This window comes from Bacillus sp. 7_6_55CFAA_CT2 (assembly GCF_000238655.1).
GTDB lineage: Bacteria > Bacillota > Bacilli > Bacillales > Bacillaceae_G > Bacillus_A > Bacillus_A cereus.
Genome location: NZ_JH414711.1, coordinates 48,048 through 74,618, shown reverse-complemented (window position 1 = coordinate 74,618; position 26,571 = coordinate 48,048). Strand labels below are relative to the sequence as shown.

Sequence of the window (26,571 nt, the reverse complement as noted above, 5' to 3'; positions counted from 1 at the left end):
TAATAATAATAATATATATTNTTTTTTTATTTTTATCTTCTTCACTTAGAAAATGGGCTTTTTTTCAATCTATATCTTAAATTGACTTGCCTTTCTGGAATGATTATACTTGGAAACGAACAGCACTAGATGTAAAACACCTATTATTAAGGTAATTCATAGTTAATTTTTCATGTAAATATTAACTACAAACACCCTAAATTTACTATAAATTACACAAATAAACACTTTATTAATACTATTAAAAATCGACGATTCATACATAGTTTTTCTTCATCCTAAAAAGATAACCAGAGATGAAGAATGTGGCAATTGAATTTAAGGAGGCTTATTTATTTAATGACTTCAGAAGTAAATAAAAGAACATTTTTCACTAAAAGCACACTTATTATTATTCCATTATTAATAATATGTGCATTTGCTTTTCATTACTTTTTCCTAAAATCAGACAGTGTATTTTCTAGTACGGGAGATGCATTATCACAATTCAGTTTCTTTACATTCCTTTTACAACACGCATTTAAAGATGGAAATTTATTTTGGTCTTGGGATTATGGCTTAGGTGGAGATTTATTCGGAGAATTTAGTTATTACTATAGTACAGCACCATTTTTCTGGCTTACGCTTCTACTTCCTAAACTAAATTTTGACCAAATCTTTGAGCTGAAACTATATATGAGTGTTTTAAAAAGTACATTAGCTATGTTATTCATGTATGGTTCTTTACGTTATCACAATAAAACTATTTTTTCTTCTTTCATTTCTGCCATTATATATGGAGGATGTATAACTTTCATTCGCCATTCTTTATTATGGGATTTCATGGCAGATGCTATAGTGTTTTTACCTTTAGTAATATGGGGATTAGATAAATATATTTTAGAGCGAAAAAAAGGATTATTCCTGTTTGCAACAGCACTTATGCTTGCATCAAATTTCTATTTCGCTTTCATTACTAGTATTTTTATCTATATTTATGCCTTTTTCCAATATTTCGCTACACAGCAGAACAAAACAATTAAAACATTTATAATTTATTATATTAGAATTGCTTTTCTATATGCTTTATCACTAGGTTTATCTGCTGTTTGCTTTATACCATCTGTAAATGGTGTATTTAGTTCCGATCGACTCGCTACAAAATTTACTATACCGTTATTTTTTGAAGATACGTTTTATAAAAACTTAATGGAAAGTATCTTTTTCATTAATAATACAGAGGAGTATCAGCTTGCATTCCCTGTTTTCATCCTCTTCCTTATTACTAGCGCGCTTCTAATACGCAATAAACTTGTCACAAATAAATTACTCTTTACTGGGTTTATGTTAGTGCTATATATGCTTCCATATACGTATTCCGTATTTAATGGCTTTTCTGCCATGCAACACAGATGGTTTTACTTATTTGCATTTGTGGTTGCGCAAACTGTTGCCTACATTTTAGATTGGATGCTACTCCACAAAAAGAAGGTCAATTATTTAATAGGTCCTTTACTAGCAACAGCATTATTTATTTACGCATTCTATAGAAAAGTAAATATAAACGCACAGCCACTACAAACGATTGATAACATTTTAATTTGCATTACTGTATTATCTATTATTACCATATTACTATGGCGCTATTTATCAAAAGTAGCCTTACAATGTTTCATTGTATTAAATGTACTCGTCAATGTAATATTTATTAATTACTTCTATTCAGATTTTGCTCTTAGTAAACACTTTAATCAAGCAGGCGTGACAAAAGAATCATTACACGGGCCAGGTCTTGATAATAAGGATGAAATTGACGCAATTCGTTATATACAAAATCAAGATAAAGATTTTTATCGAATTATCAATCCAAACAATAATTATAAAAATACGCCGATGTTGCAAGGTTATCATGGTACAAGTACTTATCAAAGCTTAGTCAATTATCATGTTCATGACTTTATGAAAAATAAGTACAATGTTTTCCAAGGATACGATAGTCCATCTATGTTCTTCCAGTTAGATAAACGATTATTCCTTGAGAACATGCTAGGGGTAAAATATTATGTACTAAGTGAAGGTGCTAATAAAACCGAAATTCCTTATGGTTATAAGCATTTACAACAAGTAGGTCCTTACAACATTTATAAAAATGAATTTGCACTACCATTAGGCTATGTATACGAAGCTGGAATAAGTGATGAAGAATTTTCAAAACTTAATTTTGCCGAGAAAGATCAACTTTTATTAGATGCTGTAGTTGTAAATGATGTTGGAAGTCTCCCACTAAAACAATTTAATACAAAACAGCTAGATTCAAAACAAATTAAGATTAATCCAAATAAAATGAAGTGGGAAAATATAGAGAAAGAGAAAGATATACTCACTGTTCATGAAAATGGGCGTATAATAGTACCTATTGATAATAACGATATGTTAGGTGATCTTCTTGTTGAAATTAAAATTAGAAATATAAACAAGGAATCATTTGGGGTTACCGTGAATGACAAATCTATGATAAAAGGTAATGAAGATGGAGCTTATGCTTATCCGTTAGAAAGATTTGTTTACAACTTAGGAAAAGATGCAAAGCCAACCGAGCTAATCATTTCTATTCCTACTCCTGGTCAATATGAGTTGAAAGATTTACAAATCAACAGTACTAACTATCAGACTGTCCCGAAAAAAGTAAATACTTTAAAAGAAAATAGCCTACAAAACATTTACTATGAAGGTAACTCCTTAAAAGGTGATATTAATTCCACTAAAGATGGATTACTATATTTATCGGTACCATATAGTAAAGGATGGTCAATAAAAGTTGACGGTAAAGAAACGGAATTTACGAAGGCTAATTCCGCCTTTATTGGCGTTCCTATTTCCAAAGGGCAACATGTAGTTGAAATGAAATACGTCACACCTTATTTCAAAATGGGTCTCGTTATTTCTATCATTTCATTTATCATTTGCATCTCGCTTCTAGTTCTTGGAGATACGAAAAGATATTCAAAATTAAAAAGTCGTTTTAAAAAAAGGTATTAAAATGAAGTGAAGTAAAAGTTGAAGATGATTGCTTCATTTTTACTTCATGCCCACTTTAAAATTACACCTAAGGAGGTCCTAACATGACCCTTTCAATAGTAGTACCATGCTACAATGAAGAAAAGGTGCTTCGTGCCTTTTATTCAGAGACTTCTCTTGAAATTCATAAATTAACTACCGATTATGAATTTGTTTTTGTTAATGATGGTAGTAAAGATGATACATTAAATATTTTACGTGATTTAGCTAGTGCAGATTCATCGGTACACTATATATCATTTAGTCGAAACTTCGGAAAAGAAGCTGCAATGTTAGCTGGTTTAAAATATGCTACAGGCGATGCAATTGTTATTATGGATGCTGACTTACAACACCCTCCTACTTTAATAAAAGAATTGTTAGAAGGATATAACGAAGGCTACGACCAAGTCATTGCAAAAAGAACAAGAACTGGTGATTCACCTGTTCGCTCTTTCGTCTCTCGTCTTTACTATAAGGTGATGAATAAGTTTGTAGATATTGAATTAGTAGATGGTATTGGTGACTTTAGACTTTTAAGTCGAAGAGCAGTGGATTCTTTAGTGTCTTTAAGTGAATACAACCGATTTTCAAAGGGTTTATTCTCTTGGATTGGTTATAACGAATTAATCATTGAATATGAAAATGTATTACGTTCTGATGGAGAAAGTAAATGGACCTTCTCGAAATTATTAAATTACGGAATTGATGGTGTAATTTCATTCAATAATAAACCGTTACGTCTATCTATATATCTCGGATTACTAACAACCATTTTAGGACTTTTATACGTAATCACTACGTTCGTTCAAATCATCCTTGGTGGTGTGGAAGTTCCTGGTTACTTTACTCTCATTTCCGCTATACTATTTATTGGCGGTATTCAACTCATATTCCTAGGTGTTATTGGTGAATATATCGGTCGTATTTATTATGAAACAAAACGTAGACCGCATTTTATTGTAGCTGAAAAGAAAGTTAGTGAAGTTAAACAAAAGGCATAACCAAAAAGTTACTTCTGTAGGTAGAAGTAACTTTTTTATATACTAACATTTACAAACACTTCTTTTGAAAAAATATACATTTTGAAATGATGGCATTATATGAAAGAATTTAGTATCATGATTCAAGGTACTATTTCAAGTTGGACGGAGGATACTATGAGCTTATTAACAGTTGAAAAATTAGGACATACATTTGGTGATCGTACATTATTTAAAGATGTATCTATGCGATTATTAGCAGGTGAGCACGTTGGATTAGTTGGTGCAAACGGTGTTGGTAAATCAACATTCATGAATATCATTACTGGTCAGCTTATTCATGACCAAGGTCGTGTAGAATGGACACCGGGCACACATTACGGCTACTTAGATCAGCATACTGTTTTAACGCCTGGACGTACAATCCGTGACGTACTAGCGGATGCATTTTTACCGTTATTCGAAAAGGAAAAAGCTTTAAATGAAGTTACAGAAAAAATGGGAACTGCTACACCAGAAGAACTAGAAGAACTTCTTGAACAAATGGCAGAAATACAAGATGCACTTGAAGCAGGTGGTTTCTATTTACTAGATATGAAAATTGAAGAGGCTGCACGTGGTCTTGGAATTGATGCAATTGGTTTAGATCGTGATGTTTCAGCACTAAGTGGTGGACAACGTACAAAAGTATTGCTTGCAAAGCTATTACTCGAACAGCCAGAAGTGTTATTGCTTGATGAACCTACTAACTATTTAGACGTTGAACATATTCATTGGTTAACAAATTATTTAAAAGAATACCCACATGCATTCTTATTGATTTCTCATGATACGGAATTTATGAATAAATGTGTTGATGTTATTTTCCATCTAGAATTCACAAAAATGACACGCTATACAGCGACATATGAAAAATTCCTAGAACTAGCAGAAATCAATAAAAATCAACATATAAACGCTTATGAAAAGCAGCGCGAGTTTATCAAAAAGCAAGAAGACTTCATTGCAAAGAACAAGGCTCGTTATTCAACGACAGGTCGTGCAAAGAGTCGTCAAAAACAACTTGATCGCATGGAACTTATTGATCGCCCAGAAACAGCGATTAAACCTGAATTCTCATTTAAAGAAAGTCGCGCAAGTAGTCGCTTCGTCTTTGAAGGTGAAAATGTAGAAATCGGATATACACATCCGCTACTACCAAAGCTATCAATGACGATCGAACGTGGTGAAAAAATTGCTATTGTTGGATGTAACGGTGTTGGTAAATCAACGTTACTAAAAACAATCTTAGGTAAAATTAAGCCTTTAAGCGGTAAAACAAGTCTTGGGGACTTCTTAGAGCCTGCATACTTTGAACAAGAAGTTAAAGCTGACAATATAACACCAATTGATGATGTATGGAATACATTCCCTGGTTTAGACCAGCATCAAATTCGTGCGATGTTAGCAAAATGCGGTTTAAAAAATGAACATATTTCTCGCCCATTAAGTCAATTAAGTGGTGGAGAACAAGCAAAAGTTCGTTTATGTAAGCTAATGGGTGAGGAAAGTAACTGGTTACTATTTGATGAGCCGACAAACCATCTTGATGTTACAGCAAAAGCGGAACTTAAGAAGGCTATGAAAGCATATAAAGGAACAATCCTCCTTGTATGTCACGAACCGGAATTCTATAAAGATTGGATTACAAAGGTTTGGGATGTTGAAGAGTGGGCAGAAAAAAATAACTAAATTATTTCCTATCAGTAAAAAAGCCGTTCCTAAAAATATTTTGGGACGGCCTTTTTTTATAAACAAGGATTTTTTATATCTCTCACAATATAAAAAAATTAAATACGTTAATAATATCCTAGTTTTTTAATGATTACATTTAAATGATATTTTTGGTATTATTTAGATAAAATAGGAAAGGAATTAATTAAAATGGTATTTAGTAACCTTGTCTTTTTATGTTTATTTTTACCTGCCGTACTCTTAATTTATTATGCTGTACGCAAAGAACTACAAAATATAGTTTTATTATTTTTTAGTTTAGTATTTTATGCTTGGGGCGAACCCATTTATGTTTTTCTAATGCTATTCTCTATCCTTGTTAACTATTGGTTTGGGATTTTATTAGGGAATAGTCGCTTCACAAATGGTCAAAGAAAATTATTACTAACGTTTGCAATTGTAATGAACATCGCTATTTTAGGATATTTTAAATATGCAAACTTTTTAGTAGATAATATTAACTCTATCTTACATACCAATATTGTTCTTGAAAAAATACCTTTACCAATTGGTATTTCATTTTTCACGTTCCATGCGATGAGTTATATTATCGATATTTATAAGAAAAAAGTCGATGCTCAACGAAATATCTTTGATTTGGCCTTATACTTTACTGTATTTCCACAGTTAGTAGCAGGACCAATTGTTCGTTATAATACAATTTCTCACCAATTACACCAGCGAACTGTTGATGCCGACAAATTCTCTGAAGGTGTCCGCCGATTTATTATTGGTTTGGGTAAAAAAGTTTTAATTGCTAACCAATTAGGTGTTATAGCCGATGAAATCTTCTCAATGAATCCTTCTGATATGAGTGTATCATTAGCTTGGATGGGAGCCATTGCCTATACGCTACAAATTTACTTTGATTTTTCTGGATATAGTGACATGGCAATTGGATTAGGAAAGATGTTTGGATTTGATTTTCTAGAAAACTTTAATTATCCATATATCTCAAAATCCATTTCTGAATTTTGGCGTCGTTGGCATATTTCGCTCGGTTCTTGGTTCCGTGATTATGTCTATATTCCACTTGGAGGAAATCGCGTTACAACTTGGAAAGTTTATCGTAACCTCTTCATCGTATGGGGACTAACCGGTTTTTGGCATGGTGCTAGTTGGACCTTTATGATTTGGGGTATTTATTACGGAATTCTAATTGCACTTGAAAAAGCTGGAATCGAAAACCTGCTTCAAAAATTATGGAGTCCTCTTCAACATATTTACGTGATGTTTTTAGTTATTATTGGATGGGTGTTTTTCCGTGCAGATAACTTCAGTTATTGCTTTGAATTCCTAAAATCCATGTTCGGATTTAACAGTCCGTTAACAGATATTAACAGTTACTTCTATATAATGAATTATTGGGGAATTTTCTTATTAGCTATTATTACTGCAGCACCCGTATTCCCATGGTTACAAAAAATGTTATCGACAAAAAGATTTGCTGTTTTATCGCCAGTATATTATTTAAGTATTCTAGTCATTGTTTTAGTATTCCTAACAAATGCAACTTATAATCCATTTATTTATTTCCGTTTTTAAAGGAGGTTCACTATGAAAAAATTTCAAAACCTCACTTTAATAATGGGGTTCCTTACAGTTATTTTTGGGGTGGGTATTTGGACAGCAAAAGTTATCCTTATAGATAAAAAAACATTTTCTGAATTTGAAAACAGGAACTTAGCTATTAGACCTGCTGTAAATGCTTCTACTATAAAGACTGGAGAGTTATTCAAGGGTATCGAAACATACTTTACAGACCATGTTGGACCTAGGGATCTCTTTCTTGAAAGCTATATAAAATTCCAACTCTCTATGAATCGAACATTTGTAAATAACATTCATGTTACAAACGATCAATTTATTTTTAATAGACCTAATATGGAAAATCATTTAAATGATGTTGATGCTGGTGTTCAGGAATTAAAAACTTTGAAAAAAGATTTTCCACAAACAGAATTCTATTTCTCTTTAGTTCCTAGTAAGCAGACAGCGTTACAGTATAAGCTTCCCTCTTACCTAAATCTTGGTTACGAACAAATTCTTAGGGATCACCTTGCTGAGAAATTGACAGCAACGAAATTCCCTATTATTGATGTATTACCAATGTTTAAAGAAAGATTTACTAAAGAAAAACTAGAACGAATGTATTTAACTACAGATCATCATTGGAATATGGAAGGTGCCTTTTATGCATATGAGGATACGATGAACTTTATTAATTCTCATTCAAATAAATATAAAGGACAACCAATAAAGAAAGACGACTACACTATTAACTGGGAAAAACCGAAAGGAAAGTTTGTTGGTAGCTGGAATAATCAATTGTACCGCTTAATTGATACTTCATCCGTACAAATCCCATATGTCCGCTATAATTTCGGTGAATCTTGGGACGACTACACAGTTTACTACGGTGCTATTAAAGATAATACCGCTAAAGAATCAATGACTCAGTTTTACGGAAAAGAAAAAGATGTTCCTGCTCCTGGATATGCTAATGTTTATCAAACAGATTTCCCTGAAATAAACATCATTAATACAAAGGCAGACAATGATTTACACCTTGTTATCTTAAAAGATTCGTATGCTGATGCTACATATCCTTTATTCGCACGTAATTTTGCTAAAACAACTTTTATTGACCCTCGTTACACGCAAGGAAAAAGTGTGAAACAGCAACTAGAAGAACAAAATGCAGATATTGTATTGTTTATATACAACGACACCAACGTTTATGGTGACATGTATAAATTTCAAAATGTAAAATAAATACTATTTTCAACTTTAATCAGTGGGAATGAAATCCCACTGATTAAAGTCTCAATTTATATAGTAATATCGAGCTAACCTCAATCTAAAATCCTTCAAATCATTATACGCTTCTAAATTCGCTAACATCCCTCGAATAACTGGAATCCTTGGATTTGGCACTCTCATTTCGGATTCTAAAACATCTAAAGTAACTAAAACCTCATCATTTTCTAGTTGGTCTGCTAATGTTCGTTTTAATATAATAATTTCATTTAAAAAATGCTCTTTTACTTGTTCTTTAATAAGCTCTGAGCTACAAAAAAATTCTCCCATTTTTGCTTCATTTAAAACAGGCCCTTCCGAAGATTCTAGAAGCCCTTCTACTAAATCGTCTACTCTTTTTAAAATAAATGAGGCAACATGAATGAAATCAATTTTTGGTTCATTTAAAATAATCAATTGTAAATAACCATGGCATATACCTTCTACCATAATTACTAAATCCAATAAATATGGCATAATCTTTTCACCATAAATGGACAATAAACTATTCCGATAAAATGCATGAGACTCTAACTTCATCCGCATCATAAATTCTTCTACTTCTTTATTAAACGGAATTGCATTTTCTCTCGCATGCATAATAATAAATTCTTTATGTTTTTGTATATCATTAAACTGACAATGTAATTGTTTTGCAAATTTTTCACGTGGTAATAAAGACTCTTGTTCAATATCCAGCATTTTCTTTTGGATTTTGTCATAATAATATCGAAGTGTCGCTAATAAAAGCTCATCTTTCGATTTAAAATATAAGTAAAAAGCTCCCTTAGATATACCACTAGCTGTCACAATTTCCTGCACTGATGTCGCATTTACACCCTTAGTAGCAAATAACTTCATAGCCGATTCTATAATTAAACGCTCTTTTTCTTTCATATCTTCTCTCCTAAATTTAATCTCGCATCTTATTATAAATGTATTATACCATCCCTTTTTATTGACGATTGACCGAACGGTCAGTTATATTATGTATTAGACTGACCAGTTGGTCAATATAATACAAAGGGAGCGCAAACATGAACAAAATCATCAATTTCTCGTTAAAAAATAAGTTCGCAGTTTGGCTACTAACCATTATTGTTACTATTGCGGGGATCTACTCTGGACTCAATATGAAGCTGGAAACAATTCCTGATATTACAACACCGATTGTGACAGTAACTACGGTCTATCCTGGTGCTACACCAGAAGAAGTAGCTGATAAAGTTTCAAAGCCGATGGAAGAACAACTACAAAATTTAAGCGGTGTTAACGTTGTGAGTTCATCATCTTTTCAAAACGCATCTTCTATTCAAGTAGAATACGATTTTGACAAAAATATGGAAAAAGCAGAAACAGAAATTAAAGAAGCTCTCACAAATGTAAAACTCCCAGAAGGTGTTAAAGATCCTAAAGTTTCACGAGTAAACTTCAATGCTTTTCCCGTTATTTCGTTAAGCGTAGCAAGCAAGAATGAATCTTTAGCTACTTTAACTGAAAATGTAGAAAAAAATGTTGTACCGGGATTAAAAGGACTTGATGGTGTTGCATCTGTTCAAATTGCTGGTCAACAAGTAGATGAAGTACAGCTTGTCTTCAAGAAAGATAAAATGAAAGAACTAGGACTAAGTGAAGATACTGTAAAAAATGTGATTAAAGGATCGGATGTATCTTTACCACTTGGCTTATACACATTTAAAGACACGGAAAAATCAGTTGTTGTAGATGGCAATATTACAACGATTAAAGCATTAAAAGAACTTAAAATCCCAGCTATACCTTCCTCACCTAACGGTCAAGGTAGTCAAAATGCTGGCGCTGGTGCGCAAACGCCACAAATGAATCCAGCCGCTATGAACGGGATTCCAACAGTTACATTAGATGAAATTGCTGACATTAAAGAAGTTGGGAAAGCAGAATCCATTTCTCGAACAAATGGAAAAGAAGCAATTGGAATTCAAATTGTGAAGGCCTCTGATGCAAATACAGTTGATGTTGTAAATGCAGTAAAAGATAAAGTAAAAGAACTTGAGAAAAAGTATAAAGACTTAGAGATTATTTCAACATTCGATCAAGGTGCACCTATTGAAAAATCAGTAGAAACAATGCTGAGCAAAGCAATTTTCGGTGCTATCTTTGCGATCGTTATTATTATGCTGTTCCTACGAAATATTCGAACAACGTTAATCTCTGTCGTTTCAATACCACTTTCTTTATTAATTGCTGTTTTAGTCATAAAGCAAATGGATATTACGCTTAACATTATGACACTTGGAGCAATGACCGTTGCTATAGGCCGCGTTGTCGATGACTCAATTGTTGTTATTGAAAATATTTACCGACGTATGTCGTTATCAGAAGAGAAATTGCGCGGAAAAGATTTAATTCGTGAAGCTACGAAAGAAATGTTTATCCCAATTATGTCTTCTACCATCGTAACAATTGCTGTATTTTTACCACTTGGACTAGTAAAAGGTATGATTGGTGAAATGTTCTTACCATTCGCCTTAACTATCGTCTTCGCTTTATTAGCATCATTACTAGTAGCAGTTACAATCGTACCGATGCTAGCTCATTCCTTATTTAAGAAAGAGAGCATGAGGGAAAAAGAAGTACATCATGAAGAAAAACCAAGTAAATTAGCAAATGGGTATAAACGCATACTTGCATGGGCTTTAAATCACAAAATTATTACATCAAGTATCGCTGTCCTTCTATTAGTTGGTAGTCTTGCACTTGTACCAGTTATCGGTGTAAGTTTCTTACCTTCTGAAGAAGAAAAAATGATTATCGCAACATACAACCCTGAACCAGGTCAAACGTTAGAAGACGTTGAAAAAATTGCAACAAAAGCTGAGAAGCACTTCCAAAATAATAAAGACGTCAAAACAATTCAATTCTCATTAGGTGGCGAAAACCCAATGAGTCCTGGTCAATCAAACCAAGCAATGTTCTTCGTGCAATATGATAACGACACGAAAAACTTTGAAAAAGAGAAAGAACAAGTCGTTAAAGATTTACAGAAGATGTCTGGCAAAGGTGAATGGAAAAACCAAGACTTCGGAGCAAGTGGCGGTAGTAACGAAATTAAACTATACGTTTACGGAGATAGCTCAGAAGACATTAAGCCTGTTGTAAAAAATATTCAAAATATCATGAAGAAAAATAAAGACTTAAAAGATATAGATTCTAGTATTGCAAAAACATATGCAGAGTACACTTTAGTCGCAGATCAAGAAAAGCTGAGTAAAATGGGCTTAACGGCTGCTCAAATTGGAATGGGACTTTCTAATCAACATGATCGCCCTGTTCTGACAACAATTAAAAAAGACGGTAAAGATATCAACGTATATGTAGAAGCTGAAAAACAAAATTATGAAACAATCGATGACTTAACAAATCGTAAAATTACAACACCACTTGGTAATGAAGTGGCTGTGAAAGATGTTATGACTGTAAAAGAAGGTGAAACTTCGAATACAGTGAAACACCGCGATGGCCGTGTTTATGCAGAAGTAAGCGCAAAACTAACATCTGATGACGTTTCAAAAGCATCTGCCGCTGTTCAAAAAGAAGTAGATAAAATGGATCTTCCTTCTGGCGTAGATGTTTCTATGGGCGGCGTTACAAAAGATATTGAAGAATCATTTAAGCAACTTGGCTTAGCGATGTTAGCTGCGATTGCCATTGTATACTTCGTTCTTGTCGTTACATTTGGCGGTGCCCTTGCACCATTCGCAATTTTATTCTCGCTACCATTTACAATTATCGGAGCTCTTGTTGCCTTATTAATCTCCGGTGAAACATTAAGTGTGTCTGCAATGATTGGTGCGCTTATGTTAATCGGTATCGTTGTAACAAACGCAATCGTGCTTATCGACCGCGTTATTCATAAAGAAAATGAAGGACTATCAACACGTGAAGCTTTATTAGAAGCTGGTGCAACACGCCTTCGTCCAATTTTAATGACTGCAATTGCAACAATCGGTGCTCTTATCCCGCTTGCATTAGGATTTGAAGGTAGTGGTTTAATTTCTAAAGGACTTGGTGTAACGGTAATTGGTGGATTAACAAGTTCAACGTTATTAACACTTCTTATTGTTCCAATCGTTTATGAAGTATTAAGCAAATTTAAAAAGAAAAAAACAAAATAACAAAAAATAACCTCGCTAACTGCGAGGTTATTTTTTATTTCCAAACAAGATTAGGAAATCACCATAGCCTTCTTTCTCTAATTCCTCTTTTGGAATAAATCGAAGAGCTGCGGAATTAATACAGTAACGAAGGCCATTTGGTCCTGGACCGTCTGGAAATACGTGCCCAAGATGTGAGTCTCCTTCTTTACTTCTCACTTCTGTACGTGTCATATTATGACTCACATCCATCTTTTCTTTCACACTTGCTGACATAACTGGTTTTGTAAAACTAGGCCATCCACATCCACTATCAAATTTGTCTAGAGAAGTAAATAGCGGCTCACCTGAAACGATGTCTACATAAAGACCTTCCTCTTTATGGTTCCAATACTCATTTCGAAATGGTGGTTCTGTACCATTTTCCTGCGTTACATAAAACTGCATCTCATTGAGTTTTTCTTTTAAATGAGCATTATCCTTTGGCCAATGTTGCTTAATAAAAGCATCTCGTCCTGAGCCTTTACGATATAACTCATAGCGGAATGTGTTTTTCTTATGATATCCTTGGTGATATTCTTCAGCTGGATAAAATGTAGCTGCTGGTAGTATTTTTGTCGCAATTGGTTTTGAAAAGCGCCCACTCTGCTCAAGTTCTTCTTTTGAGGCTTCTGCTTTTTTATGTTGTTCTTCATTATGATAAAAAATCACTGTTTCATAAGACTGTCCGCGGTCGTGGAATTGTCCTCCAATATCGGTCGGATCAATTTGTCTCCAATATATATTTAACAATTCCTCATACGACATTTTATTTGCATCAAATGTAATTTGTACCGCTTCATAATGTCCTGTTGTTTCTGAGCACACTTCTTTATACGTTGGGTCCTCTTTATGACCGCCTGTATAACCTGAAATAACCTGTATAATGCCCTCCATCTCTTCAAATGGAGAAACCATACACCAGAAACACCCTCCAGCAAATGTAGCTAACTCTACCTTTTCATTTACAGCCATTCTTTCACCCCTATTCTATGTTCTTCTTACAGTATGGCATAAGGAACATCATGTTATAAAAGAAAAAGCATCGAACATCGATGCTTTTTCTTACTTCACTTTATTTTTTCCAACATCCTTCTCCATTTCATCACTTGTCACGTCTAAAACATCTAGTAAGAAAATGAAGATTGGAATACCGATAATCAGTCCCCATACACCTAAGAAGTGCTCTGAGAAAATTAATACCATAAAAGTATAGAAAATCGGTAAATTTGTTTTTTGCGACATAAACTTCGGATTTAATACGTAACTTTCAAGCGCATGAATCACTGTTACGATAACTAAAATATAAACAACGTACATAATACCGCCAATATTGTAAGCAATCATACAAAGTGGGAATAACGAAATGATAACCCCCGCTACTGGAATTAATCCAAGCAAGAAAATCATTAATGCTAAACCTAATAATTGCGGGAATCCTAATATCCATAATGCGATAACTGAAAGAACACAGTTAACAACAGCAATTAAAAATTGTGCTTCGATTACCTTTCCAAATGAACGTGCAAATTTCTTTCCGAAGTACTCAATTTCAGTATAGAAAATTGCAAGCCTGCTTTCTTTAAACTTTGCAGTAAAACCAACAATACGAGATTTTTCTAATAAGAAAAACAAACTCAAAATTAAAGAAAGTAAAACCTGAAGGCCAAATTTACCAACATTCGTAATCGATTTATACAAAATGTCTACGCCTTGTCCTACATATTTAGAAAGCTCCATATGATTGACAGCATTAACTGCATACTTAATTAGTTCACTATCTGGTGGGTTTCTTAAAAATACATTGAATTGGTAAATCAGTTGTGAAATTTGTATCGTCAATACTGGTAAATATTTAAATAGTGTAATAGCAATTCCACCAATTAACATTACATATAGAAATGCTATAATAATTTTTCGATTAATAGGCATGAAATGATCTAATTTGCGGGAAATAAACTTTTGGAATCGATCCATTAAATACGTGAGAATAAACGTAATTAATATTAAATTCAACATACTTTGCAGCCCGTATAACACGAGAGCAAGTATTACTAATACGAGTAACCTCTGAAATCCTTTACTTTGAAACAGGTTTTTTATTTGCATAATCGACGAATACTCTCTCCTGTCCTATAAACTAAAACGTTACTAAGTAGATTTCTCTCTCTTTTCTACTTTTAATTATTCATTCATATTAAGATTTTTATAAACTCATTATATGCCTACCTTAACAGGTATACAGTAGCTTACTTCTTATTTTACAATACAATGACCTAATTCAAAACGTATTCTACATAGTATTAATGAAGATTTAAGGAAACTTACATTTTTTTAAATAGGTCTTACCACTACTGTAACATAAAAAGCAAGCTATCAGTAGAAATCTGTCCTACAAATAGCTTGCTTTTCTTGTTTTTTAAGTAAGTTTTACTATCCAATGAATGGTATGAACATTGGGATGACAACTACTGTTACAACCCCAACTACCGTTACAGCAATACTTGCCATTGCTGCCTCTACCTCACCCATTTCAATTCCTACCGCAACTCCTAATGCATGACCCGCTGTTCCAAGCGCTAAACCTTTTGCAATCGGATGTTTCACTCTAAATGTTTTTAAGAATAATGCTCCTAATGCGTATACGATAACTGCGTTGAAAATAACTGCAAACGATGTAATTGCTGGAATACCACCAATACTTTCTGAAATTGGTAACGCAATTGCTGTTGTTGCTGCTTGTGGTAGCATTGAATTCATTACTGCTGTATCTAAACCGATTGCTTTTGCAACAATGAACACGACAATTACTGAGCAAATAGATCCAACCACGATAGCTGATAAAATTTGCCACCAATATTTTTTCAACTTATCAACTTGTTTATAGAGTGGGATAGCAAATGCAATGGTTGCTGGCTCTAAGAAGAAACTAATCATTTTTCCGCCAGTATTATATTCTTCAAAAGTAAAGTTACCTACCTTTAGAAAGACAATCCCTAATACCATCGCTACGAATAATGGCGTAAATAGGAAGAACCCTTTTGAATGCTTGAATAATAATGTTCCGATTCCGTATGCGATTAATGAAACGACGATTCCGAAATATGGAGTCATTGTGCTTGCCATGTTCATTACCTCCTAACAATATATAAATGCAATGGTTACGCAACCTTTCCGTGCTTGCGTCCTTTATTTACTACTTTCAATTCTTTTGTATCTTCTGTTTCTTTTTCATCTTTTCCTAAAATAAATTGTGCAAATAACCCTGTTACAGCGAGTAAAATAACTGTTGCTACAACAATTACAGTTAAAATTTGTACAAAGTATTGCCCCATTACACCAAGAGAATTAATAACTGAAATACCTGATGGGACGAATAAGAATCCAATAATACCTGTTAAAGCTGTTCCGAGTGATTCAACTTGCTCCAATTTAATAACTTTTAAACATAATAGACTAAATAAAATAACTAACCCGATTACCGATGAAGGCATTGGAATTGGTAAATGTGTTGCAATAATATTAGAAATTAACATAATAGCTGAGAATATGAATGCTTGTGATAAGAAACTATATACTTTTTTCGTACTCATTTTGGCCACCTCTTTCGATTTGGTACCTTTATTGTATAGGATACAAACGTATAAGTAAGCGTTTACATAACAGAACGTCAAATATACAGAATCAGTTACAAATATAAAAGGATGAAATACAAAAGCTGCTTCTTAAATACGAAGCAGCTTCTTGAGTTCTTTTGCATATGTACGGCTAACAGGTACTTTCGATCCTTCTTTCATGATTAAATTATAAGTAGAATTAAACCATGGCTGAATTTCAGTAATATGATTAATATTCGCAATAAAGCTACGGTGTACGCGCATGAAGCTTGCTTGTGGTAACTTCTTCTCTAGAATTACAAGTGTATCATGTGTTACATACGTTTCCCTCATTGTTTTTACTGTGACTTTCCCATCTACAAGCCCTACATATATAATATCTTCAATATTCACAAGTACGATTGATTCTTCAATTGGTAATGCTAATTTATGCATCTCTGCTGTTACATCTGTCCCCTTTATTTCGTGCTTCGTTTCTATTTGCGCTTGTTTTTGTTTTTTATACTTCTTTAATGTCTGCACAATACGCTCTTCATCAAATGGTTTTAAAATGTAGTCTAACGCATCTACTTCAAATGCTTGCAGCGCATATTGATCATAGGCAGTAGCAAATACAATTGCAGGTGGATTTTTCATCTTCTTTAATATATTCGCGATTTCAAATCCGTTATCATCGGATAATTGAATATCTAAAAACACAATATCTGGTCTACTTTGCATTAGTTCTTCTAATGCGTCTTCCACACAATCAGCCTCACCAATTATCTCAACTTCTTTCGTTCTCTCTAATAAATACTTTAGTTCATCACGTGCTAACATTTCATCGTCAACTACTAGTACTTTTAACAATCTGCTCTTCCTCCCCTACTTTTTTTGGAATAACAAAAGTAATCTCTGTCCCCTCATTTAATTCACTTTCGATATGAAGCATCGTTTCTTTTCCAAATAATCCAATAAGACGTTCATTAATATTATATAAAGCTGTTCCAGTCCCTTTCTTTGACGAAACTACCATCTTTCCTAATTGTTCTAAACGTTCTTCCTCAATTCCCTGTCCATTATCTTTTACTTCAAAGTGAACCATACCCTCTTTTTCAAAAACATGCACTTCCACTTCGCATACTGGTTGCTTCTTCGGAAAAGCATGTCGCAATGCATTTTCAACCAATAGTTGAAGAACAAATGGTGGTACTAAAGTTGTCTTTAGCTCATCCTGAATATACATCTTTACCTCATACTTATTTGGGAACCTTGCTTGTTCTAGTGATAAGTATGCCTGTACATGGTTTAATTCTTGTTCTAGTGGAATCAATAACTGACGTGCCCCTTGCAAATTACAACGGAAATATACGCTAAGCTGTAATAATAACTTCCTTGCTTTTTCTACATCTGTTCGGCATAAAGCTGATACTGTATTAATCGCATTAAATAAAAAATGGGGGTTAATTTGTGCTTGTAATGCCTTTATTTCCGCATCTTGCAATAATTTACTTTGCAACTCAGCTTCTCCTAATTCAAGTTGTGTAGAGAATATTTTTGCTAATCCTTCTGCTAATTCCTCTTCCACACGACTTAACTGGTTAGGATTTTTGAAATAGAGTTTTAATGTCCCTATCGTATTTCCATGCGAAGTTAGTGGAATTACAATCGCCGCTTGCAAAGGGCAGCCTTCATGTTGACAATTAATAACCTCACGTGATTTCGCTTTCATTATTTTCCCTGTGTTTAACACTTCTTTCGACAAACCGGTTATTAAACTATGTGAAGGAATATGGTGATCTGATGCTAATCCAACATGAGCTAATATTTTCTCTGTATCTGTTAAGGATACCGCATCTGTTCCTGTAAAACGGTGAATAATTTGTGCCACATGCTTACATGATTCTTCTGTTAAGCCTTGGCGGAAATACGGTAACGTTTTATCTGCAATACGTAATACTTTATGAGTCTGAAGTGCCTTTGCATTCTCCTCCTGACGCAAAATAGCTTGTATCATAGAAAGTAAAATAAAACTTCCAAAACTATTTACAAGAATCATTGGTATCGCTATTGTTTTCACAACGCTAATTCCATCCTCTATAATTAATAAAATCATAAGCATTTCTAAAGATACGATAAAAACACTTAAAACTGCTGAAAATTTAGGAGTAATTGTACGATTATATTTTTTGAAAATATATCCGATATAACCAGTTATAATCCCAGCTAAAATAGAAGAGATTGCGCAGCTTAGCGCTGTCGTACCACCAAGCATATAACGATGAATACCAGCAATAAATCCTACTCCAACCCCTACGATAGGGCCACCAAGTAAGCCGCTAATACCGACACCCATAATACGCGTATTCGCAATTGTACTTGACGAAGAAACACCTTGTAACCAGTTTTCATTCATAATCGTATTTCCTGCTATTTCAATCCCAGTGTAATTGCTTACAATTGTAAATACCGAAAAAATACAAATAAGCTTCAGCTTATCTACATAGCCATCCTGTTTATGAAGGAGGCGTCTGAAAGTTTTAATATGAGAGAGTAAAAATCCTAAAATAACTATAAGTCCGACTCGTTCAATCATCATGAGTACTAAATTTAGCATCTTTGATTCATTCCTTTTTATTTAGTTAGTTTTATTATGGGAAAATAATGAAGTCGGCGTCAAGAAGAACGAAATATTTTTTGAAATATTTTACACATAATAACTTCCTCTTTATTTGACAATACAATAGAAGAGTGCTAAAAATAAAGTAATATAATACAGTCCTTTAACCCAACCCCGTGAGGTTGAGAAGGAAGTCGGAATATAATATACGTATGTTCTTTTTGGGGGATACGTATGCTTTTTTGGCCTTCTCATCATATCAGGTGAGAAGGCCTTTTGTTATTCTTCCATAGCGACTGTAGAAAATAAGGAGGAGTAATAATGAAAGTCACTACTGATGTACAACAAATAACAGAGGAGACGAAAGCGAAAAGATATAAAACATTATTTGGTTCTGCGCTAGGATATGCAGCAGAAGGTTTAGATATGTTGCTATTATCTTTCGTACTTGTCTATATTTTAAAAGAGTTTCACTTAAGTCCTGTTGAAGGTGGAAACTTAACATTAGCTACCACAATAGGGATGTTAATTGGTTCTTATTTATTTGGATTTATTGCTGATTTATTTGGCCGTATTCGTACAATGGCCTTCACAATCTTACTGTTTTCACTAGCAACCGCACTCATTTATTTCGCAACAGACTACTGGCAATTATTAATTCTGCGCTTTTTAGTTGGAATGGGGGTTGGTGGTGAATTCGGAATCGGAATGGCCATTGTAACAGAAACATGGTCTAAAGAAATGCGCGCTAAAGCGACATCTGTTGTTGCACTTGGATGGCAATTTGGTGTACTGGTTGCTTCACTCCTTCCAGCATTTATTGTCCCGCACTTTGGATGGAGAGCCGTTTTCTTATTTGGATTAATTCCAGCTTTACTAGCTGTCTATGTCCGTAAAAGTTTAAGTGAACCGAAAATATGGGAGCAAAAACAACGCTACAAAAAGGAACTGTTGCAAAAAGAAGCTACAGGTAAATTAACAACTACTGAAGCAGAACAACTAAAACATATAAAAAAATTCCCACTTCGAAAGTTATTTGCCAATAAAAAAGTAACAATTACAACAATCGGTCTCATTATTATGTCGTTTATCCAAAACTTCGGATATTACGGAATCTTCACATGGATGCCCACTATTTTAGCAAATAAATATAACTATACATTAGCAAAAGCAAGTGGCTGGATGTTCATTTCTACCATCGGTATGCTAATTGGAATTGCAATCTTTGGTATTCTAGCTGATAAAATTGGTCGCCGTAAAACTTTTGCAATCTATTATATTGGCGGTACAGTATACTGTCTCATTTACTTCTTCTTATTCACAGATTCAACATTATTATTATGGGGAAGTGCATTGCTTGGATTTTTTGCAAATGGAATGATGGGAGGATTTGGGGCAATTTTAGCTGAAAACTATCCTGCTGAAGCTCGCTCTACCGCTGAAAACTTTATTTTCGGTACAGGACGTGGGTTAGCTGGATTTGGGCCTGTTATTATTGGCTTACTCGCTACAGGTGGCAATCTACTTGGAGCATTGTCCTTGATTTTTATCATCTACCCAATCGGGTTAATTACAATGCTACTATGTGTACCAGAAACAAAGGGAAAAGTATTAGATTAAACGTAAAAGAGGAAGCATCTCATTTAAGATGCTTCCTCTTTTACGTTTTTATTTATTTTGATTTACTAGCCTTCTGAAATAAGAATGCAGTTTTATCTTCTTCTTTTACAATACCTTGTTTTAATGCTAATTCTCCCGCAACTTTAGGTGCTAACCATAGCATTGGGAATAACAAAATTGATACCGGAACTGCCGTCACCACGATAAACGATTGTAGCGCATTAATACTTCCTTCACCCATATATAAAAGAATTGCTGCAACTGCGCCCATAATAAGCGACCAAAAAATTCGCAAACTAATTCTAGGATCTCCGTCTCCAGTCACTGCCATTGAAATGGAATACGCCATTGAATCTCCTGTTGTCACTACAAATAAAATTGTTAATAAAAGAAATGCTGGTCCAATAATATTAGAAAGTGGCAATTGTCCTGTAATTGCAATCATAGCTGCCGGCATACCAGATTCACTTAATGCGTCCGAGATAGACCCAGGATTCATCAACTCATAAAACACGCCTGATCCACCTAATATAGTAAACCAAAACGTTGTAATAATAGGTGCGATAATTCCAATTGCAACGATGATTTCTCGAATCGTTCTCCCTCTTGAAATTCGACTCACTAAAATTGCCATCATTGGTCCGTATCCAATAAACCATCCCCAGAAAAAGATTGTCCAAGATCCTAACCAACTTGTATCACCACGGTATGTGCTCATCGGTATAAACTCATTTACATAAAATCCAAACGAAGAAACAAACGAATCAATAATAAATCCACCTGGCCCAAATAGTAATATGAATGCCATTAATACAATTGCTAATCTAACATTTAAATTACTTATAATTTGAATCCCTTTATCAATACCTGTTACTGCCGATATGGTAGACACGGCCACCACACAAACAATAATTGCTAATTGAGTAGTAAACACATCAGAAATTCCAAATAATTCTTGTAATCCATAACTTGCTTGTAAACCTAAAAATCCAATTGGGCCAATTGTACCTGCAGCTACTGCAATAATTGCAGCTGCATCAATTATCGTTCCAAGCAGGCTCTTTCTTAATTTTTCCCCAAAAATAGGATATAAAAGCGTTCGAGGTTTTAGCGGCATATCTTTATGATAATGTCCATACATCATAACTACCGCACTAATTGTACCTAAAATCGTCCATGCTAAAAATCCCCAATGCATATAACTTTGTGCTAAAGCAGGCATGACTGCTTCTTTCGTTCCAGCAGATATACCATCATGTATTGGTGGCACCGTCATCAAATGATACATTGGCTCTGCTGCTGCCCAAAAAACGCCACCTCCGGCAAGTAATGTAGACATAATAATAGCAAGCCATTTTGCCGTACTAATCTCAGGTTTTTCTAATCCTCCAAGCTTAACTCTCCCATATTTGGAGAACGCCATACACATCGCAACAATAAATGTACCTAATAATAAAACTTGCCAGAAGGCACCGAAATATTTAATTGAAAAAGCGAAACTTTTATTAATCGCACTCTCTACATAATCCTTGTTCAAAAAAACTGCAATTACAAATAATAAAAGTGAACCACCACTAATAATAAATACAGGCCAATCAGTTTTTCGACTCTTCATCCTCATTTACACTTCCTCCTTCCTCAGCAATCTAAAAAAACAACTTTATTATGTTTTATTGTTTAAAACCAAAACACAATAATTATATATGCATAACATTTTATTGACTTCCCACATACTTATGTTGTCCCTAAAAATATGCCAAATCCCTTATTAAAAAGAAAGAATCTCTTCCTCTTACATAAAAAAGCAAAACAAAAGACCTTATATTTCTATAAGGTCTTCGAAACAGAAATTTGATTATAACATAAGGAACTCCTTGGTTCAAAAAGCCTCTTCCAAAAATAACCGAGAGTAAAGGCTTCCATTTGCTACATAACAGTAATTTAAAAAAATTATATTTCACAGAAAAAACCTACACTAAATATCATTTATGAAAGAAATTTGGCTTCAAAATTTCATTCGGATACGGTTTATGATAAATGTGGGTGGTAGCTGGAGATAATGGTGGAATAAGCCATACCCAATTACCTGTTACAACACGACCACAAGCAGCTTCTTGCTTCTCAAATTGCTGAAATTGTTGTGCAGCAGTATGGTGATCAACAATACTAACTCCTTGTTTTTTAAAGGAGTGTAGTACGGCAATATTCAACTCAATTAGCGCCTTATCTTTCCATAAGGTACCGTTTCTCGATGTATCTAAATCCATCATCTCCGCAACAGCCGGAAGTAAATTATAACGATCATGATCTGCTAAGTTGCGCGCCCCAATTTCTGTTCCCATATACCATCCATTGAACGGAGCGGCTGTATAAGAAATACCGCCAATTTCTAAACGCATATCTGAAATCATTGGAACACCATACCATTTTACTCCAAGTGATGAAATAGGGTATTCTGGGTGTTCAATTGGCACTTCTTTTACTTCTTCTCTCGGAATTTCTTTATATATAGGCGCTTTTCCATCTATAGAAAACACAAGTGGCAATACATCGTAATTCGTACCTTCTCCTTGCCAACCAAGCTCCTGACAAAAGTCCGTAAATGTAGCGGAATGAGCATCACCAATCACTCCCGTTTCTGTTTTATATCCTGCATATCGAATCAATTGGTGATTATAAATTCTTATATTATTTTCCTCACCTTGATATTGCTTAAAAATCGTAATGGTTGGTTTAACTTTCCCGTCGTTCGTTGCATATTTAATATGATGAATTAATGCATTATATACACCCTCTTCATCATTTACTTCGCGCGCATCTAATATGTGCATCTTACTCCAAAATAGTCTCCCAATACATCTATTACTGTTACGCCATGCCATTCGTGAACCATGAACAAGTTCTTCAAATGTATGCTCATATGTCCCTGTCTTCTCTATCTCAATTTGAATTTCTTTTATACGTTCTTCTATCAATTGTTCTTTATGAAGCTCCTTATAACAAATCGTAATAAAATTACTTGCTTCCTCTATTAATTGTTTCGTTTTACTCATAAACAATCTCCTTCTATTTCAACAAAACCCTGCTACTTTACAGTATAAGCAAAAAGGATAGGAGTCACAAATGAAAGTGAGAGTGTTACTTTTATTGTAATATTTTTCAGAAAATTAATGGAATTACTATTGACTTATATGGAAAATGGGTGTATTTTTGACTCAGGTAAAGTATTTTTACCTAGACCAACTTTTTAAGTCGAAAGGAGGGAATGTTATGTCTTCATTTCAATTGCCAAAGCTTTCATATGACTATGATGAACTAGAGCCACATATTGATAGCAATACACTTGCCATTCATCATGGAAAGCACCATGCGACATACGTAAACAATTTAAATGCTACTTTAGAAAATTATACTGAATTACATAATAAATCTTTAGAAGAATTGCTATGTAATTTAGATGCTTTACCGAAGGAAATTGTTACAGCTGTACGAAATAACGGTGGTGGTCACTATTGTCATAGTCTTTTTTGGGAAGTGATGAGCCCACGAGGTGGCGGTGAGCCTAATGGAGACGTTGCAAAAGTAATTGATTATTATTTCAATACCTTTGACAACTTAAAAGATCAACTTTCCAAAGCAGCTATTAGTCGTTTTGGAAGTGGCTATGGATGGCTTGTTCTTGACGGTGAGGAACTCTCTGTTATGAGTACACCAAATCAAGATACGCCTTTGCAAGAAGGGAAAATCCCCTTACTCGTAATTGATGTATGGGAACATGCTTATTATTTAAAGTATCAAAATAGGCGCCCAGAGTTTGTTACCAACTGGTGGCATACAGTAAACTGGGACCAAGTAAACGAGAAGTATTTACAAGCAATTCAATCACAAAAACATTAGTCGTACGTATAAGGTAAATTTGGTAATGTAAAATCAGTATTGTCGAAATCCTCCAGAATCCCCCGGATTGCCACCGGGGGATTTATGATTACTTCATTGTATTTATATAATGTTTTAAAATATTTTTTATTTCTAGTTTCAGCTCTCGGAACAAAAATCCGAATTCACGAGCCTTTCCATTATGTAACGTACAGTTAGTTACCTCATTATAAGGAGCTATATTTCCCCCAGCTTTCTGAATGAGTGCTTTTATTCCTGTCTTCTCTTCTATGAAATGAATAATTTCTTCCATAGAAACTACTCCGTTACTACAGGCGTTAATTGGTCCTCTCACATTTGCCATTCCGCACCAAGCTAGAAACTCTCCTGCCTCTTTTTCATGTATAAATGACAAAGTTCCATCTACATGATCCACAACGATAGGTTTTTGGTTCACAATACATTCAACGTAAAATTGTAACCTTTTCGTATAATCATTTTCTCCAATAATAACTGGAAAACGCACTGCAACGACTGGGAATGTTGCATGTTGAAATACAACGGCTTCAGCTAATCTCTTTCCTTCACCATAATTGAAGTCATTCCTATCTCCATACGCGATTGCATACTCGTACGGATTAAAGTCTTCTTCTGATAAGCTTAGGGCAGGTTCATAGACGGCCATTGAAGATGTCATAACATATTTCTTCGTTTTCCCTCGTAACACTTCACATATTACCTTCGCTGCATTCGAGCTATAGCATAAATTATCGTATACAATATCATAACTTTTATCTTCTAGACGCTCTGCTAGTTGTTTTTCATCTTCCCTATCTACAATAAGTCTTTTTACTCTACTGCCAAAAGAATCTTCCGTAATTCCTCTCGTCGCAATCGTTACATCGTGCCCCTCTTGCAAAAGTGCTTCTACTAAATGTTTACCAAAAAATCTTGTTCCCCCTAGCACCAATACTTTTTTCAACTTCATCATCCCCACTTTAGCAAATTGTAAAATACTACCTCTCTATTATAAGTGCTAACATATAAAAAGCATGGAATTCGTTTAACGATTCCATGCCTTTATACAGATAATATATTAATGTACTCGATATTTATAAATACAATAACAGAAGTATAAAATAGAAATTACAGATACATAAACCCATAATTCATATACGAATCCCTCTCCCCACACTCCCATAAAATAAAAGAGTGAAGGTAAAGTCAATGTTACCCATGATTGTACGAAGGCAATCCTTCCAAGATATTGATTAATGTTCTTCTTTTGTGTATTTAATACAAAGAATAAATACCAAAGTAATGCCCACATAAACCACGTTAACGCATTAACAACATCATGGAATTGAACAAATGAAACAACCATATAGAATAAGGCAATAATTGCTACCCAAATACAAAACCATCCTAGGCCACTACTATCCATTCCTTTTATAAAAGTAACACCTACATATAAATAAGTTAATCCAAATAAGAAAGTAGCCGCATATGAATACACTGTCCAATTGCTTTGGTCAGAAATCATAATCAAATAAAACGGAATAATAATTTGTAGTGCACCCACAAATAAATTAAAAACACCCGCACTTTTCATCTCTGCTTTCCCTAATATAACAAGACTATTTAAAAATAAAGCTGCCCCTGAAAGTAATAATCCTACATAACCCATATATATTCGTGTGAAAATCTTTACCTTTCACACTTTTAACCTCCCCACACTATAAAATGATACTTATATTATTTTTCTTCCCATTTAAAACTACATACATAATTTTTTATCTAAATAAGTCAGACCTCCTACCTCAAAAAAGGAGTGAACTTAAAACGCTTTCAATAATAAATAATCCTATCAAAACATGAACTAGGATTCCTTGATTATAAACGGACTCTAGCAATGATACAAGTGTTGGAATACATTTCAATAATACGCTTTCAATTCCCATAAAAAATTAATAAAATAATACATTACTCTATCTCATTCTACTACCTTCTAGCATAAGATATTGTAAAATCATATCATTTAAAACAGCGAACGTTCTTTTCTAGGTTCGCTAATAAACTTAGTAGAAAATGAATAT

The 26,571-nt window shown here is 33.9% G+C and carries 19 protein-coding genes; 8 read left to right on the top strand and 11 right to left on the bottom strand.

What is annotated here, in order from left to right; translation table 11 throughout:
* The first annotated feature begins 339 nt into the window (after positions 1-339).
* The 5 genes from HMPREF1014_RS21010 to HMPREF1014_RS20990 all read left to right on the top strand — a co-directional run bounded on the left by HMPREF1014_RS21010 (position 340) and on the right by HMPREF1014_RS20990 (position 8,567).
* Positions 340-3,018 (top strand): YfhO family protein, encoded by a 2,679-nt coding sequence (locus HMPREF1014_RS21010; protein WP_000200230.1) that lies wholly within the window; start codon positions 340-342, stop codon positions 3,016-3,018.
* 83 nt (positions 3,019-3,101) lie between these two features.
* Positions 3,102-4,040: a glycosyltransferase family 2 protein gene (locus HMPREF1014_RS21005; RefSeq protein ID WP_000175826.1), complete on the top strand. Its 939-nt coding sequence runs from the start codon at positions 3,102-3,104 to the stop codon at positions 4,038-4,040.
* Positions 4,041-4,196: 156 nt separating this feature from the next.
* A complete protein-coding gene (locus HMPREF1014_RS21000) occupies positions 4,197-5,750 on the top strand; it encodes an ABC-F family ATP-binding cassette domain-containing protein (RefSeq protein WP_009327419.1) in 1,554 nt (517 codons plus the stop codon).
* A gap of 192 nt (positions 5,751-5,942) precedes the next feature.
* A complete protein-coding gene (locus HMPREF1014_RS20995; RefSeq protein WP_000232077.1) occupies positions 5,943-7,337 on the top strand; it encodes an MBOAT family O-acyltransferase in 1,395 nt (464 codons plus the stop codon).
* A gap of 12 nt (positions 7,338-7,349) precedes the next feature.
* Positions 7,350-8,567 (top strand): alginate O-acetyltransferase AlgX-related protein, encoded by a 1,218-nt coding sequence (locus HMPREF1014_RS20990; protein WP_000714499.1) that lies wholly within the window; start codon positions 7,350-7,352, stop codon positions 8,565-8,567.
* Positions 8,568-8,618: 51 nt separating this feature from the next.
* On the opposite strand, the gene HMPREF1014_RS20985 is transcribed toward HMPREF1014_RS20990, so the two are convergent.
* Entirely contained in the window at positions 8,619-9,488 is an 870-nt protein-coding gene (locus HMPREF1014_RS20985; RefSeq protein WP_000659641.1) for a TetR/AcrR family transcriptional regulator, read from the bottom strand.
* 140 nt (positions 9,489-9,628) lie between these two features.
* On the opposite strand from HMPREF1014_RS20985, the gene HMPREF1014_RS20980 reads away from it, so the two are divergent.
* Positions 9,629-12,745, top strand: a complete 3,117-nt coding sequence (locus HMPREF1014_RS20980; protein ID WP_001033500.1) for an efflux RND transporter permease subunit — start codon at positions 9,629-9,631, stop codon at positions 12,743-12,745.
* A 27-nt stretch (positions 12,746-12,772) separates the two neighbouring features.
* Here HMPREF1014_RS20980 and msrB read toward each other — a convergent pair whose 3' ends face one another.
* The 6 genes from msrB to lytS all read right to left on the bottom strand — a co-directional run bounded on the left by msrB (position 12,773) and on the right by lytS (position 18,976).
* Positions 12,773-13,738 (bottom strand): peptide-methionine (R)-S-oxide reductase MsrB, encoded by a 966-nt coding sequence (gene msrB, locus HMPREF1014_RS20975; RefSeq protein WP_000290174.1) that lies wholly within the window; start codon positions 13,736-13,738, stop codon positions 12,773-12,775.
* A gap of 90 nt (positions 13,739-13,828) precedes the next feature.
* Entirely contained in the window at positions 13,829-14,872 is a 1,044-nt protein-coding gene (locus tag HMPREF1014_RS20970) for an AI-2E family transporter (protein ID WP_001166010.1), read from the bottom strand.
* 324 nt (positions 14,873-15,196) lie between these two features.
* A complete protein-coding gene (lrgB, locus tag HMPREF1014_RS20965) occupies positions 15,197-15,889 on the bottom strand; it encodes an antiholin-like protein LrgB (RefSeq protein ID WP_000168868.1) in 693 nt (230 codons plus the stop codon).
* A gap of 35 nt (positions 15,890-15,924) precedes the next feature.
* Positions 15,925-16,356 (bottom strand): antiholin-like murein hydrolase modulator LrgA, encoded by a 432-nt coding sequence (lrgA, locus tag HMPREF1014_RS20960; RefSeq protein WP_000104901.1) that lies wholly within the window; start codon positions 16,354-16,356, stop codon positions 15,925-15,927.
* A 132-nt stretch (positions 16,357-16,488) separates the two neighbouring features.
* On the bottom strand, positions 16,489-17,229 hold the full coding sequence (locus tag HMPREF1014_RS20955; protein WP_000921840.1) for a LytR/AlgR family response regulator transcription factor: 741 nt from the start codon (positions 17,227-17,229) through the stop codon (positions 16,489-16,491).
* Positions 17,207-18,976: a two-component system sensor histidine kinase LytS gene (lytS, locus tag HMPREF1014_RS20950; protein WP_000933591.1), complete on the bottom strand. Its 1,770-nt coding sequence runs from the start codon at positions 18,974-18,976 to the stop codon at positions 17,207-17,209. Before lytS ends, HMPREF1014_RS20955 begins: the two co-directional genes overlap by 23 nt.
* Before the next feature lie 324 nt (positions 18,977-19,300).
* Between lytS and HMPREF1014_RS20945 the strand changes: the two genes are divergently transcribed.
* Positions 19,301-20,599, top strand: a complete 1,299-nt coding sequence (locus HMPREF1014_RS20945; RefSeq protein WP_000869351.1) for an MFS transporter — start codon at positions 19,301-19,303, stop codon at positions 20,597-20,599.
* A gap of 52 nt (positions 20,600-20,651) precedes the next feature.
* Here the strand turns inward: HMPREF1014_RS20945 and HMPREF1014_RS20940 are convergent, their stop codons facing one another.
* Both HMPREF1014_RS20940 and HMPREF1014_RS20935 read right to left on the bottom strand, forming a co-directional pair.
* Positions 20,652-22,220 (bottom strand): BCCT family transporter, encoded by a 1,569-nt coding sequence (locus tag HMPREF1014_RS20940; protein WP_001242442.1) that lies wholly within the window; start codon positions 22,218-22,220, stop codon positions 20,652-20,654.
* Positions 22,221-22,581: 361 nt separating this feature from the next.
* The gene (locus tag HMPREF1014_RS20935; RefSeq protein WP_000047623.1) at positions 22,582-23,652 is read right to left on the bottom strand and encodes a nitric oxide synthase oxygenase; all 1,071 of its coding nucleotides are present in this window, start codon (positions 23,650-23,652) and stop codon (positions 22,582-22,584) included.
* 217 nt (positions 23,653-23,869) lie between these two features.
* On the opposite strand from HMPREF1014_RS20935, the gene sodA reads away from it, so the two are divergent.
* Positions 23,870-24,496 carry a superoxide dismutase [Mn] gene (gene sodA / locus HMPREF1014_RS20930; RefSeq protein WP_000094035.1) on the top strand — a complete coding sequence of 209 codons (627 nt, stop codon included), beginning with the start codon at positions 23,870-23,872 and terminating at the stop codon, positions 24,494-24,496.
* Between the two features lie 88 nt (positions 24,497-24,584).
* On the opposite strand, the gene HMPREF1014_RS20925 is transcribed toward sodA, so the two are convergent.
* Positions 24,585-25,466 (bottom strand): NAD-dependent epimerase/dehydratase family protein, encoded by an 882-nt coding sequence (locus tag HMPREF1014_RS20925; RefSeq protein ID WP_043308699.1) that lies wholly within the window; start codon positions 25,464-25,466, stop codon positions 24,585-24,587.
* Between the two features lie 105 nt (positions 25,467-25,571).
* Positions 25,572-26,162, bottom strand: coding sequence for an AmiS/UreI family transporter (locus tag HMPREF1014_RS20920; RefSeq protein WP_000542568.1), 591 nt, complete (start codon positions 26,160-26,162; stop codon positions 25,572-25,574).
* Positions 26,163-26,571: the final 409 nt, after the last annotated feature.

Excerpts from the sequence above, each read along its gene's own strand:
- HMPREF1014_RS21005 (WP_000175826.1), top strand. The coding sequence starts at position 3,102 with ATGACCCTTTCAATAGTAGTACCATGCTACAATGAAGAAAAGGTGCTT.
- HMPREF1014_RS20980 (WP_001033500.1), top strand. The coding sequence starts at position 9,629 with ATGAACAAAATCATCAATTTCTCGTTAAAAAATAAGTTCGCAGTTTGG.
- HMPREF1014_RS21000 (WP_009327419.1), top strand. The coding sequence starts at position 4,197 with ATGAGCTTATTAACAGTTGAAAAATTAGGACATACATTTGGTGATCGT.
- HMPREF1014_RS20940 (WP_001242442.1), bottom strand. The coding sequence starts at position 22,220 with ATGAGGATGAAGAGTCGAAAAACTGATTGGCCTGTATTTATTATTAGT.
- lrgA (WP_000104901.1), bottom strand. The coding sequence starts at position 16,356 with ATGAGTACGAAAAAAGTATATAGTTTCTTATCACAAGCATTCATATTC.
- HMPREF1014_RS21010 (WP_000200230.1), top strand. The coding sequence starts at position 340 with ATGACTTCAGAAGTAAATAAAAGAACATTTTTCACTAAAAGCACACTT.
- HMPREF1014_RS20945 (WP_000869351.1), top strand. The coding sequence starts at position 19,301 with ATGAAAGTCACTACTGATGTACAACAAATAACAGAGGAGACGAAAGCG.
- HMPREF1014_RS20995 (WP_000232077.1), top strand. The coding sequence starts at position 5,943 with ATGGTATTTAGTAACCTTGTCTTTTTATGTTTATTTTTACCTGCCGTA.
- lytS (WP_000933591.1), bottom strand. The coding sequence starts at position 18,976 with ATGCTAAATTTAGTACTCATGATGATTGAACGAGTCGGACTTATAGTT.
- HMPREF1014_RS20985 (WP_000659641.1), bottom strand. The coding sequence starts at position 9,488 with ATGAAAGAAAAAGAGCGTTTAATTATAGAATCGGCTATGAAGTTATTT.
- lrgB (WP_000168868.1), bottom strand. The coding sequence starts at position 15,889 with ATGGCAAGCACAATGACTCCATATTTCGGAATCGTCGTTTCATTAATC.
- HMPREF1014_RS20925 (WP_043308699.1), bottom strand. The coding sequence starts at position 25,466 with ATGATGAAGTTGAAAAAAGTATTGGTGCTAGGGGGAACAAGATTTTTT.
- HMPREF1014_RS20990 (WP_000714499.1), top strand. The coding sequence starts at position 7,350 with ATGAAAAAATTTCAAAACCTCACTTTAATAATGGGGTTCCTTACAGTT.
- HMPREF1014_RS20935 (WP_000047623.1), bottom strand. The coding sequence starts at position 23,652 with ATGAGTAAAACGAAACAATTAATAGAGGAAGCAAGTAATTTTATTACG.
- msrB (WP_000290174.1), bottom strand. The coding sequence starts at position 13,738 with ATGGCTGTAAATGAAAAGGTAGAGTTAGCTACATTTGCTGGAGGGTGT.
- HMPREF1014_RS20920 (WP_000542568.1), bottom strand. The coding sequence starts at position 26,162 with ATGGGTTATGTAGGATTATTACTTTCAGGGGCAGCTTTATTTTTAAAT.
- sodA (WP_000094035.1), top strand. The coding sequence starts at position 23,870 with ATGTCTTCATTTCAATTGCCAAAGCTTTCATATGACTATGATGAACTA.
- HMPREF1014_RS20970 (WP_001166010.1), bottom strand. The coding sequence starts at position 14,872 with ATGCAAATAAAAAACCTGTTTCAAAGTAAAGGATTTCAGAGGTTACTC.